Raw genomic sequence first — 15300 nt, forward strand, 5'->3', positions numbered from 1 at the left:
GGTTTGAATCAGCCGGAAACGGCGGCAAGCTCAGATCGAGGGCCGGCCTTTACCGCCTCCGGCCTGCCATAGGCCTTGAGAAAGGTGCGCACCGCGTTTCGCGCCGCCTTTTCCAGTTCCTCGTCGGTTGGCACGCCGCCGAAAAGAACGGTCATCTGCAGATCGGCATTGCCAAGCGCCACGAACTGCCGGGCGGCGACATCGAAATCGTCGATGACGAGTGCTCCCTTGTGGGCGAGCCGCGCGAAAAGTGCTGATAACGCCGTAGTCAGCTTGCCTGGTCCATGCTGACGCCAGCTTTCGAAAAGGTGCGGATACCGCTCGCCTTCGGTCTGAACCAGTTTGCGCAGAAATTTTCCATCGTGGTTGCAGATGCAGTTCTTGTTGAGGCGCACGACGAAGGCCGTCAGGTCGTCCTCCAGATTGTCGGCACTGTCAGGAAAGGTCGACAGCATGGAGAAGAGCATCGCGTTGGCGCGGTTCATGACGTCTTCGACGACTGCGATGAACAGCGTCTCTTTCTCGCGGTAGTGATTGTAGATCGTCTGGCGCGAAACACAGGCGACGGCGGCAATCTCGTCGATGCTGGCGCCGGCAAAACCCTGGCTGCAGAAGACGTCGGCGGCGGCATCGAGGATTGACATGCGCTTGGCGCATTGCCCGCGCTGCGTATGCCCCGTCATTCTGGGTGCGGGTATCATGCGATCTTTCATGAAAGCGAAGATAAGTCGTCTTGACGTTTTAGACAATGGCGTCTAGTTTTACAGACGTGTCCAAATTTATTGACACTCTTGGTTCCGCCGCTGAAGATATGAGCTCCCAACTTCGTCTTCGCGCGAACGATCATCATTGAACCCTGAGAGCTATGCGGCGGAGCGACCATTCCGGCGCTTCCGCTGCGCTGTTACGAAAGATCACCATTATGACGGCTTCCTTCTTTCGCATTGCCCTCATTCTAGGCCTTCTCTCGGCCATTGGGCCCTTCGCCATCGATATGTATCTTCCCGCGCTGCCGTCCATCGGCCAGGATCTGCATGCCGATAACAGCGTCACCCAGCTTACCCTGCTTGCCTTCTTCATCTCCTTTGCGCTCGCCCAGCTCGTCTACGGTCCGTTGTCGGATATGTGGGGCCGCAAGCTGCCGCTCTACCTCGGCATCGGCCTCTTTGCTGTCGCGTCGATCGGCTGCGCGCTCTCGACCGATATCGAAACGCTGATCGCCTTCCGTTTTGTCCAGGGTATCGGCGGCGCAGCCGGCATGGTCATTCCGCGCGCCATCGTCCGCGACATGCATACCGGCGTGCAGGCAGCCCGCCTGATGTCGCTCCTGATGCTGGTCTTCTCGATTTCGCCGATCCTTGCGCCGCTGACGGGCAGCGCCGTCATCGAGTTTTACGGTTGGCGCGGCGTGTTCTGGGCAGTGACGACCGCCGCCTTGATCGGGCTCATCCTGCTCACCACACAGCTCGAAGAGACCAGGCCCGCCAAGGAACGCAACGGCAGCGGGCTCGCAAGCGCCATGACTGCTTACCGGCGCCTGCTTGGCGACCGCAATTTCCTGACGCTGACCTTCATCGGCGGCCTCGGCATTTCGAGCTTTCTCGTCTACCTCGCCAACTCGCCCTTCGTGCTGATCCAGCATTACGGGCTGACGCCAACCCAATACAGCTTCGCCTTCTCGATCAATGCCGTCTCTTTCTTCGCGGTATCGCAGGCGACGGGCTGGCTCGGCGAGCGTTTCGGTCTCGTGCGCGTCATGCGGATCGCGGTCAGCGCTTTTGCGCTCGCCATGGTCGTCATGGCGGTGATCATGGCTGCGGGCTTCAACCAGTTGCCTGTCATGGCAAGTTTCCTCTTCATCGGCTACGGCTGCCTCGGTCTCGTCATCCCGACGAGCGCCGTGCTCGCCCTTGAGGACCACGGCGAGATCGCCGGCACCGCCTCGTCGCTGATGGGCACGCTTCACTTCGTGATCGCCGCCGTCGCCATGGTCATATCGAGTATCTTCTTCGACGGAACAGCCGTTCCGATGGCCGCGGGCATCGCGCTTTGCGCCTTCTCAGCCTTCGTGCTAACGCAGGCAACGATCGGCCGCCGTGCCGCCGTCGCCGCCGCCGAATGATCGAGACAGGCCGCACCCGGTTCCCGGGTGCGGTCGCCATCGGCGCCATGCCGCTTGTCTTGCGGCCGGTTGCCCCGAGCCGGGTTTAAATGTCTAGTCTTTAATCGAAAAGGCGTCGCTTTCGCCGGGAACGAGTTCCATCGGCCAGATCCTGTTGCGGGCGCCCTGGGGGTAGTGATCGGCATAGGCCGGCATGGTGGCGAGCAAGGTTTCGCCGAGCTGGGCGCCGAGATCGCGCAGCGACATGCGGAAGGATGTCAGCGTCGGTTGCAGGAAATGCGTGCGCGGCTCGTCGCGGAAACCGACGACGGCGAGGTCGCGGCCCGGCACGATGCCGGCTTCCGCCAGCCGCCGGTAAAGTCCGATCGCCATCAGTTCGTGGATCAGGATGATCGCGGTCGGCCGCTCTTCGATCATCAGCAGTTCGTGGCCGGCCTGATAGCCGCCCTGTTCGCTCGACTTGACGCGGATGACAAGAGCCGGATCGAAGGGAATGCCGTGGCGTTTCAGCGCCTGGCGGTAACTGTCGAGGAAGATGTAGCCGAGGTTGATGTCGGAGGAGGGGGCGGCCACCGCAATCCGCCGGTGGCCTTTTGCCACCAGCCGGTCGACACCGCGCGCCGCCACGCCCTCGAAGTCGAGATCCATCCAAGTGTAGCTGCCGCCCGACGCGCTGCGGCCAAGAGCCACGAAGGGGATGCGGGCCTTCTCCAGAAGCTCGATGCGCCGGTCGGTGCGCCGTGTCGCCGAGATGATCATCGCATCGACGAGCCGTCGCGCCACCATGCGCTTCAGATATTCATGCGGATCCTCGTCGTCGGGGCAGGGCAGCATGACGAGATCGAGCTTGTGGCGGGAAAAGACGCTCTGCAGCCCGTCTGTTACACCGAGGAAGAAGTCGTCGCTGTTTTCGACCGTCTCGCGGCTCACCTCGAGCATCAATCCGATGACATTGGTCATGCCCTGGCGAAGGCTGCGGCCCGACTGGTTGGCGACGTAACCGAGCTCTTCGGCGGCGGCGAGCACGCGCCGGCGCGTTTCTTCATTGACGTCAGGCTTACCGTTCAGCGCCCGGGACACCGTCCCGATCGAAATGTCGAGATGCTCGGCGAGCTGGCGAATTCCCTTCATCTGCAGCGATCTTCTCCCTAGAGCGCGTTATGCCCTTTCTTGCCACAGGTTCTCGCCTGCGAAAAGCCGGGGAAAGAAGTTACGGCTTGAAGCTCCGGCGGATGACGAGTTCCGGAATGACCCGTTCGTAAGCGGGCGGGGAGTCCGGATTTTCAAGCCTGCGCTCCATCAGCTCGACAGCGCGTTGCGCCATGGTCAGCGGATCCTGCCGGAAGGTGGTCAGCTGGTAGCTCAGCCAGGAGGATTCCGGAACGTCGTCAAAGCCGATGACGGCGACATCTTCCGGAATACGCAGCCGCGCTTCCAGGCGCAAGACGTCCATCAATCCGAAGGCGATCAGGTCGTTGGCGCAGAAGACGGCGTCTGGCTTTATTTTCTCCGAGAGGAGCGCGCGTCCGGCGGTGACCCCACCCTCATAATCGGAATCTCCGCCGCGTGCGACGATAACGGATGCGCCGAGGGACTCGGCCGTCGAAAGGAAGGCGCTTTCGCGCTCGACGATCGCAGGCGTTCCCGAGTTGGAGCCGATCACTGCCAGCCGACGCCGGCCACTTTCGTAAAAGGCCGTCGCCGCCTTGCGCGAAGCTTCGGAATTGCCGGCGCGCACATGGTCTGCGTCGGGCTCCGAGCGGCCGATGACGACGAGCGGCTGGCCGTTTCGCTGAGCAAGTTCGAGGAAGCTCGCCGGCGGCGAGCCGGACAGGATGATGATCGCCTCGGCGCGGTGACCGATCAGCATCTTCTGGGCGGCAAGCAGCTCGTCTTCCGTCTGGCCTGTGTTGATGAGGATTGGGATGCTGCCGCGCCGGATCAGGGATTTCGCAAGGGCGGCGGCCAGATGCGCGCGAAAACCCACTTCAGGTCGCGTCGCGACGATGCCGACGAGGCGGCTCTGATTGGCAAGCACGCCGCGCGCCAGGTCGTTGACGTGGTAGCCGAGTTTTTGAGCCGCCTGCAGCACCTTTTCGCGTGTCGCTGGGGCAACGCTCGCGCCCGGCGTGAAGGTGCGCGAAACGGCGGAGCGCGAAACGCCCGCCAATTGCGCCACCTGCTCGGCGCTGACGAAGCGCATGCGCTCTCTTTTCGAAGGCTTGGCGTCCTTCACCGGACCATCATTCATCGGCCTCAATGCTCCACGCGCGACAGAATAGCTGTCTTCCGGAATGCTCGACGATCAGCATGAAAAGCGCGCCGGAACAAGCATGGACGAACTGCAATTGACACGATTTGGCAATTCCGCCGGCTCCACCTGCGGAGAGGAGGGATGGCAGCAAGTTGACACTCGGTGCAGGCAATATTCATCGCGAGGAAGAACCGAGGCTGCCACAGGCAACCTCGGTTGAGGGGCGAAAATCAGCTGGGAGACGAGGTGGTCTGTTGACCGCTACTCGCAGACCCGTACCGTCTCGGTATGATAACCGCCATCATAGCGGTTGCGGACATCGCGGTCCTCATACCAGCATCTCGGTGCGGGTTCGACATAGCGGGGACCATCGACGTAACGAGGGCCGTCGACATAGCGGGGGCCATTATTGGCGAGTGCGCCTCCGATCAGGCCGCCGACAACACCTGCGGCAACACCGCCGGCGATAATGCGGCCGGTATTGTTATGGTGATGATGGTCACGCGCGGCAGCGGGCTGAATGGCCGATCCAACAAGGGCCGTCGCGATCAACAGGCTGCTAATAATTCTCTTCATAACATTCTCCTCAGTGGCTGGCACATCACCCCCTATAGAGGAGAAATGCCGCAGCACGGTGTTTGTTCGTTCAAACTTTGCGCCTTTTAAGGCAAATCGACCGCCGCTGTTGCCAAAAATACATAAAACGACGCGACAGACATCGGTTTTTGCGCCTGGCTGCGAAGGCCAGGCGACGTCGCTGCGCCGAGGCCCGGGGTCAGGTGGCCGATTCGGTCGCAGTCGTTTCTTCCAACACATCCTCGGGAATATCGTCGAAGGATGCGTAGTTGAGGTTATAGAGTTTCGAATAGAGCTTGCCGTTCTTCATCAGCCGCTGGTGGTTGCCGCTCTCAACGATCTCCCCATTCTGCAGCACGATGATGCGGTCGGCTTCGCGGATCGTCGCCAGACGGTGGGCGATGACGAGGCCGGTACGATTTTCGAGCAGCTTTACCAATGCCTTCTGGATCAGCATCTCAGTGTAGCTGTCGATATTGGCCGTCGCCTCGTCGAGCACGAGGATCTTGGCGTCGGCCACGAGTGCACGGGCGAAGGAGAGGAGCTGGCGCTGGCCGAGCGAAAGATTTCCGCCGCGCTCGCCGAGCATCCCGTCATAGCCTGCCGGCAGGCGCATGATGAAGTCATGCGCGCCGACAGCCTTGGCGGCTTCGATGACCTGCTCGCGGGTGGCTTCCGTCTTGTGATAGCGGATATTCTCGAAAACGGTGCCGGTGAAGAGAAACGGTTCCTGCAGCACCATCGCGATCTGGGCGCCGAGCAGATCCTGCGTCAGCTCGCGCACGTCATGCCCGCCGACCAGCACCTGTCCCCGCTGTACCTCGTAGAAGCGGTGGATCAGCGACATGCAGCTCGACTTGCCCGATCCCGTCGGGCCGACGAGGGCGACTGTCTCCCCGGGGTTTACCTTGAAACTGACGTGCTTCAGCACGGGATGTTTGGGATTGTAGCCGAAAACGACATCGCGGAATTCGACCGAGCCATCCATCTCGGCCGACAGCACCTTGGCGTCAGGCGCGTCCTTGATCTCGACCGGCACGTCGAGCACATCGGTCAAGCGCTGGCCTGATGCCATGGCGCGCTGCATGACTGAATATTGCAGGGTCAGTGAGCGGATAGGGTCGAAGAAGCGCTGGATGTAGAAGAGGAAGGCGACGAGCACGCCAACGTCGAGCGCTTGGTTGAGGACGCGCGCGCCGCCGACGACGATGACGAGCGCCATGGCGATGCCGGTCAGCGAATCGACGATCGGCACCATGATCTGCGCATAACGTGCGGCCGTCAGATGCGTCAGCAGGTTGGCATGCGCCTTGTCGTCATAGAGCGTGAAGTTGACTTCCTGCCGATCCATGCTCTGGACGGCGCGCACGCCGTGGATCGCTTCGGCGAGTGCGCCGTTTGCCACCGAATTCGTCTCATGCGCGGCCATGAAGGATTTGCGCGCCAGCGGCAGCCAGAACAGGCGCACGACGAAGAGCACCGGCAGAACGGACAGCGTCAGCAGGCCTAGCTTGAAGTCGAGATAGAGCATCACGAAGACGATGCCGAAGAGCAGGAAGATATCGCCGACCGACAATACGCAGGTTTCGAGAAATTCCTGCATGGAGTTGACGTCGCCCTGCAGGCGCGACATCAGCCGGCCGACCTCGGTCTTGTCCATGAAGGAAAGCGAAACACGCTGGAGATGCGAGAACATCGCCTTGCGGATATCGAAGAGCACGTTTTCGGCGACGCCGCCGACCAGCGTTTCCTGCCAATAGCTGGCGCCGTAGTTGATGAGGATGGCGATCAGGAAGGCGACGATTGCCAGCGTCAGCGCCGAATGGCTGCCGCCCGCCTGCATTCCGTGGTCGATGGCATAGCGGATGATCAGCGGAATGAGGAGCTGCATGCCGGTGAAAACCAGCACCGAAATGACCGACAGCACGACATCGCGCCGGTAAGGATGGACGAAGGCCCAGATGCGCTTGATGATATTGGAATCGAAGACCTTGCCGAAGATCTCCTCTTCAACGCGCTGCGAGCCAACGACCGCCCGTGGCGGGCGCCTGCCATCCTCGCGAACATCGGCACGCTCGGTTTCCAGTTCCTCGGCCATCTCGTTTCCTCCAGCGCCGGTTTCTCACGCGCTTAAAGCGTCGTCGCCCGGTCGCACCTGCAAATCGTAAAGCGCCTTGTATCGTCCGCCGAGCGCCAAGAGCTCGTCATGCGTGCCCTTTTCGACGACGCGGCCGTCTTCGATGAACAGGATCTTGTCGGCATGCATCAGCGAGCTCAGGCGATGGGCGACGATGATCGTCACGCGGTCAGCAGCGTAGCGGCGCATGGCGCTGCGGATGCGCTGCTCGGTCGCCGCGTCGATTGCCGCCGTCGAATCGTCGAACACCATCACCGCCGGCTTCAGCATCAGCGCGCGGGCGATGGACAGCCTTTGGCGCTGACCGCCGGAAAGCGAAACGCCGCGTTCGCCGACCACCGTGCCGTAGCCTGTGGGAAGGCCAAGCACGTAATTATGGAGCTGCGCGCTTTCGCTGGCCCGCTCGATGCGGCCTTCCTTCGCCCAAGGGTCGCCATAGGCAATGTTGTTTTCGATCGTCGTCGTGAAGAGGAAGGAATCCTGCTGCACGACGGCAACCGATCGCCGCAGCGACTGCAGCGTCGCCTTGCGAATGTCCTGCCCGTCGATGGTGATCTTGCCGCCAGTCGCATCATAGAAGCGCGGGATCAGATGTGCGAGCGTCGACTTGCCGCTGCCGGGCGGGCCGACGATGCCGATCGTTTCGCCGCGCCTGGCCTCGAAACTGACATCGTGCAGCACCTCCTGCATCGGCGCGCTCGGATAGGCGAAGCTGACATTCTCGAAGCGCAGCGTGCCGTCAGTCACTTTCAATTCCCTGGCATCTGGCGCATCGCGCACGGCAATTTCGAGGTCCAGCAGTTCGAACAGGCGCGTGCCGCAGGTCGAGGCGCGGGCAAAGGCGTTGACCATCAGGCCGAGCTGACGCACGGGCATCTGCAGGATGGTCATGAAGGTCAGGAAAGAGGCGAGAGTGCCGACGGTGATCTCCCCGGACATGACCTTGCCGCCGCCGACCCACAGCACCAGGCCCATGGCGGCGAAGAAGGAGAAGGTCATGGCGCTGGTATTGACGACGCGGATGCCGACGCGCTGATGGGCAAGCTCAAGCGCATTCTTCGACGCTTCCTCGAACTTCGAAAGCTCATGGTCCTGTGCGGCGAAGGCGCGCACGACGCGGATGCCGCCGAGATTTTCTTCCATGATGCGGGTGAGCACCGAAAGCCGCTGCTGCAGGTCGAGCCAGGTGGCGCGCAGGCGAAGCTGGGTGACGGACGAGCGCCAGCCGACGAAAGGTACGAAGGAGAGCGCCAGCAAGCCGAGCACGACGTCGGTCGAAAGCAGCATGTAGGCGCCGATGCCGATCAGCATGGAAAGCAGAAAGACGCGCACGAGAGCCGTCGAGAAATACATGCGCACGCCTTCCAGGTCGAGCAGGCCGATGGTGATGAGGTCGCCGGAATGCACGGTGTCATGAAAGCTGAAGGAGAGGCGCTGGATCTTTTCGTAGCAAGCAAGCCGCAGCTCATAGCCCATGTGGTGGCCGACGGACTCGCTGAAGTAGTTCTGCACCATGGTGAAGATGCCGCGCAGCACGCTGGCGCCGAGCAGAAGCAGCGCCGTCGTCAGCAGCGCATCCTGCGCCTGTTGCCCGATCGTACCGCCATGCAGCGCCCCCTGGGTATGGTCGACGGCTTGGCCGAGAAGGCGGGGAATCAGAAGCTGGAAGGTGGAGGCGATCAGGGTAGCGCCGATCGCAAGCCCCGCTTGCCAAGGGTGTCGGAAGGCCATCACGGTGATGCGCACCAGTGTGTAGAGGCCTTGGCCCCAGCCTGCCGCAGTTGCAAGCGCCATCGAAGCCGAAGGCTTCGTCGCGCGTGTTAACGCATCGCTGCTCACGGTATTTTTTCCAATAGATGTGGTGCTCGGACGCTGGCCCGAAAAGACGGCAAATCCATGAAGGGATTGATAGCCCCGTCACTTTTGCCGATTCCATCTAGGGGTTCAAGTAAAGAATTCACCAGTTGGTTATTTTTACGTGAGGTCGCCTCGCGGCCCAGCCGGGAACAATTTCTGCGTGAGCGGGTTGCAGCAGGCGATGCCAACAGCCGATCGCCACCGGAGAGATTCATGCCGCTGAAAGCCCTCGCCCTCAACGCCACACTGAAGACCGGCAATGCCAGGGAAGCGTCCTCGACCGAGCGGATGATCGGCCTTATCGACAAGGCGATGTCTGCCTATGACGTCACGACCGAAGTGCTCCGGCTTGCCGATTTCAACATCAAGCCCGGCGTCACTTCGGACGAGGGCGGCGGTGACGACTGGCCTGAGATCCGCGCAAAAGTGCTGGCCGCGGACATCCTGCTTATGCCGACGCCGATCTGGCTCGGCCAGCCGTCCAGTGTCTGCAAGCGGGCGCTGGAGCGCATGGATGCCTTCCCTGAGGAGACAGACGATCAGGGCCGCATGGTCTCCTTCGGTAGGGTCGCGGCCGTTGCTTTCGTCGGCAACGATGTCGGCTTCACCATTCCGGCGAACGCCGTCGCCTACTGGGTCGGCGAGGCGATGGGTTCCACCAATTTCGTCGATCTCGACAAGGTGCCGAGGGTCGTCACGAAAGCGGTCGACATGCTTGCGCGCAACACGTCGCATCTGGCTGGCCTGCCGAAGGCAAAGCAATATTCCTGCGAAGGCGGTTGACGGCGCGGATTCGCCCAAACGGCGGCACGGCCCGAGGGTGTTCTCGCGGAAAATCCGTAGCTCTCCCAATAGCTTACCAGCTGAAGCAACAAACCCCTTGCCACTTTCGGCTTTTAGCGCTTTGATACACGACTAGTTTAATAGACTATGGACGGGCGTGATCGCCCGCTCTAGTTCCCTTGCGGGGCTGTTGTTACGGACCCCGATGCTGCGGCAGTATTTGTGAACGGCCGCATGAACCTCAGCAACGCATGATCGGCTTTTATGCGTTGAAACCTCGATCGACACACGGTGCGGATGAACCCGCAAAGGAGTTGCGATGACGGTTCAGGGACTTTTTTCCGGGAGGGCCAATGCGGCGGCGCAGATATCGGCCGTGCCGCGCATCGCGATCGTCGGACGCGGCTTTTCCGGCATGATGACGGCGATCGCGCTGATGAAAACGGTGCACACACCCTTCCATCTGCAACTGTTCGATCCGAATTCGTCGGTCAGCGGTGGGCAGGCGCTGTCTTCGGCCCGCACTTCGACGATCCTCAATACCCGTGTTCGCGATCTCTCGGTCTCGCTTGGCGACAACGACGATTTCAACGACTGGCTCTGCAGCAATGCCGCCTTCCGCGCCGCCGTGCCGGCAGCCATCCCCGGTTTTCGGCAGATCTTCGTGCCGAAGGAAATCTTCAGCGATTATGTCTACCAGCGCTTTTCGGAAGCGCTCGCCGCCCGCCGGGACATCACCGTTCAGGTTTGCAACGATCCCGTGGTGGCGATCCGCAGGAGCCACGGCAACCGTTTCCTGCTCGAAAGCGCCAGTCCCGCCAATCCCCTGTTCGATATCGTGGTCCTCGCCACGGGCTACGGCCTGACGGAGGCGGATGCCGGCGGGCAGGACGTTTCGCCCATCAGGGCTCAGCGCCTCGTCGCCCGGCCGCATGCGGTGTTGCTCGGCAGCGGCATCCGCGTTGTTGACCAGTTGCTGCAATTGCGCGATTCCGGTTATGCGGGCCAGATTACGATCATATCCCGGCGCGGCTTCCTGCCCCAGAGCCATACGCCGAATTCCGCCGATCCGGTCTTCCCGGCCGAAGCGCTTCCGCAGGGCCTGCCCGACATCGTGCGCTTCATTCGCCAGGCCTGTCGCGAGGCGGAGGAAGAAGGCCGAAACTGGCAATCTGTCATGAACGGGCTGAGGAAACACGCTCGCTCGCTTTGGCGCTCGCTGCCGGCGCGCGACAAGCATCAGTTCAACCGGCACCTCAGGGCAATCTACGACAGCCATCGCAACCGCCTGCCGGAGGCCATGTATCTGCGGCTGAAACGCGAGCTTGCCGAAGGCCGCACGGTGCTGCGCCGCGGCCGGGCGGGCCGCCGGGGCCTGAGCGGCCTGTTCTTTACGCCGGCCGGCTCCGCAGTCGAGGAGGTCATCCATGCAGAGCGCGTTATCGATTGCCGCTGTCAGGCGCCCGATCTTTCGGCACCGCTGATGCAGAGCCTGATTTCCGCCGGCCTCGCCATGCCGGACGAACTCTCTCTCGGGCTTGCGGTCAATGCGCGCGGCGAACCCTTCCTGGAGGACGGTTCGACCGTCGCCGGGCTCTTCGCCGTCGGCCCGCTCGGCCTTGGCAGCCTGCCCGATATCGATCTGGTGCCCGAAATCGTCTCGCAGGCCTATGCCGCCGCCGAGCGGGTGGGCGAACGGTTTTATCCGCAGGTCAGGGCCGTCTGAAAATCTCGGAACGCTCCGGAACCATCCGCCTGCGGCCGCGTTATGTGCGCTGGTAACACAGAGGGGCAGATGGAAGTGCTGGATCGACATGATACGTCTCTTACCGAAGAGGGACGCTTTCGCCTTCTGGTCGATGCCATCACCGACTACGCCATCTATATGCTGAGCCCCGAGGGCATCATAACCAGCTGGAACACCGGCGCGCAGCGTTTCAAGGGCTACAAGCCCTCCGAAATTCTGGGAGAGCATTTTTCCCGTTTTTATCTGGAAGAGGACCGCGCCGCGGGAATTCCGGAGATGGCTCTCGCCACCGCGAAGGAGATCGGCCGATACGAGGGCGAGGGTTGGCGCCTGCGCAAGAATGGCAGCCGCTTTTGGGCTCATGTCATCATCGACCCGATCCGCCGTCCTTCCGGCGAACTCATCGGTTTTGCCAAGATCACCCGCGACCTGACCGAACGCAGGGCCGCGGAAAACGCGATCCGTCAGAGCGAGGAGCAGTTCCGCCGGCTGATCCAGGGCGTTTCGGATTATGCGATCTATATGCTCGATCCCGAGGGCAATGTCAGCAGCTGGAATTTCGGCGCCGAGCGGATCAAGGGTTATCGGCCGGGCGAAATCATCGGCCGGCATTTCTCGACCTTCTATACACCGGAGGACCGGGCAGCCGGCATGCCGGAAACCGCGCTCAACGTCGCGCGTGCCGAAGGCCGGTTCGAGAGGGAAGGCTGGCGCGTTCGCAAGGACGGCACACGTTTCTGGGCCAGCGTCGTCATCGACGTCATCCGGGACGACGACGGCCAGGTGCTCGGTTTCGCCAAGATCACCCGTGACATTACCGAAAAAATGGAAACGCAGCGGGCGCTGGAGCAGGCGCGCGAAGAGCTGTTCCAGTCGCAGAAGATGGAGGCGATCGGGCAGCTGACTGGCGGCATCGCCCATGACTTCAACAATCTGCTGATGGCTGTCATCGGCAGTCTCGAAATCCTGAAGAAGCGCATGCCGCAGGATCTCTCGCTGACGTCGCTGGTCGACAATGCCATGCAGGGCGCCCAGCGCGGGGCGGCTCTGACGCAGCGCATGCTTGCCTTTTCCCGCCGGCAGGAACTGCATGTGGAGCCGATCGACGTTTCCGGCCTAGTCCGCGGCATGATGGATATGCTCAGCCGTTCGCTCGGCCCACTCACTGTGATCGACACGTTTTTCCCGGTCAGGCTGCCGACGATCCTGACCGACCCGAATCAGCTGGAGATGGCTATCCTCAATCTCGTCGTCAACGCGCGCGATGCCATGCCGTCGGGTGGGCGGATCGTGCTGCGCGCTTCAGAGGAACCGGCGCCGCCGAGCAAGAGCCGGCTGTCGCCCGGCCGCTACGTCCGCATCGCGGTGACGGATGAAGGCGAGGGCATGGATGCAAAGACGCTCGAGCAGGCGGTCACCCCATTCTTCACCACCAAGGGAGTTGGCAAGGGCACCGGCCTTGGCCTTTCCATGGTGCAGGGCCTTACAAGCCAGTCCGGCGGCCACCTTTTTCTGAAGAGCAAGCCCGGCGAAGGCACGACGGCCGAATTGTGGTTCCCGGTCGCCGTTGCCGAACGGACGACGGAAACGGCTGCCGAGCTGCCGCAGCGTGAGCAAGGCGCGAGGGACAGCCTGCGCATCCTCGCCGTCGATGACGACGGTCTGGTGCTGATGAATACGACGCTAATGCTCGAGGATCTCGGCCATACCGTGTTCGAGGCAACGGCGGGCTCCGAGGCCCTCGACATCCTCCACAGGCAGCCGGTCGACCTGGTCATCTGCGATCACGCCATGCCGCGCATGACGGGAGCTCAACTTGCACAGGCGATCCGCAACGAATGGCCGGAAATGCCGATCATCCTCGCAACCGGTTACGCCGAGCTTCCGGAAGGCGCCGGCATGATAAATCTGCCTCGGCTCGGCAAGCCGTTCTCGCAGGCCCAGCTAGCCGACGCGATCAACCGGATCGCCTCATGAGTGCGGGCGAGGGGGCGTGCCATGCCGGCCCCGGCTTCGCCTTCCGATTTCGCCGCGCAGGATGAAACCCAACAGGCCGAGCACCATCGCCGCCAGCCCGTACCAGGTGACCGCGTAAACGAGATGGTTGTTGGGAAAATGTATAACCGTGAGACCGCCGACAGGCAGGCCGCCGGGATTGGGAGTGGCGTCCGCATCGATGAAATAGGGTGCGACCACGCCGATGCCGCGCTTCTCAGCGATCGCCGCGACATCGCGTGAATACCACCGGTCGGCGGCGATGTCGTTGGATTGCAGCAGCGATCCCTTCGGCTCCGTCATCCGCATCAGTCCGGTAATCTCGATCGGGCCTGACAGTTCGCCCTCGCGGCGCGAGGCTGGATCGCGTCTCTCGGTCGGCACGAAGCCGCGGTTGATGAGGATCGACGTCCCGCCGGCAATCGTCAGCGGCGTCATCACCCAATATCCCGGGCCGACCGCCGTCGAGGCATAGACCAGCGTCTCCTTGTCGTTCGCCAGCATTCCGGCAACAGTCACCCGCCGATATTCGTCGTCTGCGGGATTGACCTTATCCCAATCGGCACGCCCCGGCGCCGGTACGGACGCGGCATGCACACGCTGGTCGACGCGGGTGATAAGATCGCGTTTCCAGGCAAGGCGCTGCACCTGCCAGGTGCCGAGGGCTGCCAGGGCCGCGGCAAGCAATGTCAGGCACAGGCAGAAGATCGCAAGTTTTGCCGGCGAGCGCCGTCTCTCGATCTTTTCCGGGGGAGCCTTGCTCATGGGAAAACCGCTGCGGACGGCGTTGCCGCCGCCCTCGATGCCGTCACGGCATGTTCTTCATCATCTCGGGGCTCATCGGCATCATGTTGGTGTTGAGATGATGCATGACCCAGAGGGAGCCGGCCAACGCGATTGCGACAATGACCATGGTGAAGATCAGCGCCATCATCGTCCAACCGCCTTCGCTCCTGGGATTCATATGCAGGAAGAAGACCATATGGACGACGATCTGGATCGCCCCTATGCCCATCACCAGCATTGCCGTCACCGCCGGGCTATCGAAAACGCCTGACATGACCAGCCAGAAGGGAATGGCGGTCAGGATGACGGAGAGCACGAAGCCCACCATATAGCTGCGGAAGGTGCCGTGGCCGGCCTGATGCCCGTGGCTGTGGCCGTGATGAGCCTCGTGGGCATCCTCATGTGCGGGTGCTTGTGAACTCATCCGAGAACTCCGAGCAGATAGACGAAGGAAAAGACGCCGATCCAGACGACGTCGAGGAAGTGCCAGAACATCGAAAGGCACATCAGCCGCCGGCGGTTGGCCTCGACCAACCCGTGCATCGACACCTGCACCATCAGCGTGATGAGCCAGATAATGCCGAAGGTGACGTGCAGCCCGTGCGTGCCGACCAGCGTGAAGAAGGAGGAGAGGAAGGCGCTGCGCGTCGGTCCGGCGCCTTCATGGATCAGATGGATGAACTCGTAGAGTTCGAGCCCGATGAAGGCTGCACCGAACAGGCCGGTGACGGCGAGCCAGAACAGCGTTTCCGCTTTTGCGTTCCGCTCCATCTGCAGCATGGCAAAGCCGTAGGTGATCGAGGAGAAGAGCAGCATCGAGGTGTTGAGGGCAACGATCGACAGATCGAAGAGATCGGCCGGCGACGGACCGGCGGCATAGTTGCGGCCGAGCACGCCGTGCGTCGCAAACAGCACCGCGAAGATAAGGCAGTCGCTCATCAGGTAGAGCCAGAAGCCGAGATTGGTGCTCCCCTCGGGATGATGATCTTCCGTCAGGTAGAATTCAGGCTTTTCGGCCGTGTCGATAGTTTGATCGCTCATGA

The 15300-nt window shown here is 62.1% G+C and carries 13 protein-coding genes; 4 read left to right on the forward strand and 9 right to left on the reverse strand.

All coding sequences use genetic code 11. The annotated features are described in order from the left end of the window. Window positions 1-8 precede the first annotated feature (8 nt). Entirely contained in the window at window positions 9-749 is a 741-nt protein-coding gene (locus NE852_RS23995) for a TetR/AcrR family transcriptional regulator (RefSeq protein WP_258156796.1), read from the reverse strand. A 173-nt stretch (window positions 750-922) separates the two neighbouring features. Here NE852_RS23995 and NE852_RS24000 point away from each other — a divergent pair, with 173 nt between their 5' ends. Beyond that, window positions 923-2122: a multidrug effflux MFS transporter gene (locus NE852_RS24000; RefSeq protein WP_008531560.1), complete on the forward strand. Its 1200-nt coding sequence runs from the start codon at window positions 923-925 to the stop codon at window positions 2120-2122. Window positions 2123-2215: 93 nt separating this feature from the next. On the opposite strand, the gene NE852_RS24005 is transcribed toward NE852_RS24000, so the two are convergent. From NE852_RS24005 to NE852_RS24025, 5 genes are all read right to left on the reverse strand, one after another. Continuing rightward, window positions 2216-3253, reverse strand: a complete 1038-nt coding sequence (locus NE852_RS24005) for a LacI family DNA-binding transcriptional regulator (RefSeq protein ID WP_008531561.1) — start codon at window positions 3251-3253, stop codon at window positions 2216-2218. A gap of 79 nt (window positions 3254-3332) precedes the next feature. Beyond that, entirely contained in the window at window positions 3333-4373 is a 1041-nt protein-coding gene (locus NE852_RS24010) for a LacI family DNA-binding transcriptional regulator (RefSeq protein ID WP_008531562.1), read from the reverse strand. Window positions 4374-4637: 264 nt separating this feature from the next. Next, entirely contained in the window at window positions 4638-4952 is a 315-nt protein-coding gene (locus tag NE852_RS24015) for a hypothetical protein (protein WP_008531564.1), read from the reverse strand. Window positions 4953-5151: 199 nt separating this feature from the next. Beyond that, a complete protein-coding gene (locus NE852_RS24020; RefSeq protein ID WP_258156797.1) occupies window positions 5152-7050 on the reverse strand; it encodes an ABC transporter ATP-binding protein in 1899 nt (632 codons plus the stop codon). 24 nt (window positions 7051-7074) lie between these two features. Next, window positions 7075-8883, reverse strand: a complete 1809-nt coding sequence (locus NE852_RS24025) for an ABC transporter ATP-binding protein (protein WP_258156848.1) — start codon at window positions 8881-8883, stop codon at window positions 7075-7077. 276 nt (window positions 8884-9159) lie between these two features. Between NE852_RS24025 and NE852_RS24030 the strand changes: the two genes are divergently transcribed. The 3 genes from NE852_RS24030 to NE852_RS24040 all read left to right on the forward strand — a co-directional run bounded on the left by NE852_RS24030 (window position 9160) and on the right by NE852_RS24040 (window position 13453). Then, on the forward strand, window positions 9160-9729 hold the full coding sequence (locus NE852_RS24030) for a flavodoxin family protein (protein ID WP_008531581.1): 570 nt from the start codon (window positions 9160-9162) through the stop codon (window positions 9727-9729). 319 nt (window positions 9730-10048) lie between these two features. Next, on the forward strand, window positions 10049-11455 hold the full coding sequence (locus tag NE852_RS24035; protein ID WP_008531582.1) for an FAD/NAD(P)-binding protein: 1407 nt from the start codon (window positions 10049-10051) through the stop codon (window positions 11453-11455). A gap of 69 nt (window positions 11456-11524) precedes the next feature. Continuing rightward, window positions 11525-13453 (forward strand): PAS domain-containing sensor histidine kinase, encoded by a 1929-nt coding sequence (locus NE852_RS24040; protein ID WP_258156798.1) that lies wholly within the window; start codon window positions 11525-11527, stop codon window positions 13451-13453. Here the strand turns inward: NE852_RS24040 and NE852_RS24045 are convergent. Genes NE852_RS24045 through cyoC form a run of 3 tightly spaced genes read right to left on the reverse strand, consistent with a single transcriptional unit; the run spans window position 13448 to window position 15298 of the window. Further along, complete coding sequence (locus NE852_RS24045) at window positions 13448-14236, reverse strand: SURF1 family protein (RefSeq protein WP_008531585.1); 789 nt, start codon at window positions 14234-14236, stop codon at window positions 13448-13450. The two genes, NE852_RS24040 and NE852_RS24045, sit on opposite strands and share 6 nt — an antisense overlap. Window positions 14237-14279: 43 nt before the next feature. Then, window positions 14280-14681, reverse strand: a complete 402-nt coding sequence (gene cyoD / locus NE852_RS24050) for a cytochrome o ubiquinol oxidase subunit IV (RefSeq protein WP_008531586.1) — start codon at window positions 14679-14681, stop codon at window positions 14280-14282. Beyond that, window positions 14678-15298 (reverse strand): cytochrome o ubiquinol oxidase subunit III, encoded by a 621-nt coding sequence (cyoC, locus tag NE852_RS24055; RefSeq protein ID WP_008531587.1) that lies wholly within the window; start codon window positions 15296-15298, stop codon window positions 14678-14680. The genes cyoD and cyoC overlap by 4 nt, the downstream gene beginning before the upstream one ends. Window positions 15299-15300: the final 2 nt, after the last annotated feature.

This window comes from Rhizobium sp. Pop5, from assembly GCF_024721175.1.
In the GTDB taxonomy this organism is placed as follows: domain Bacteria; phylum Pseudomonadota; class Alphaproteobacteria; order Rhizobiales; family Rhizobiaceae; genus Rhizobium.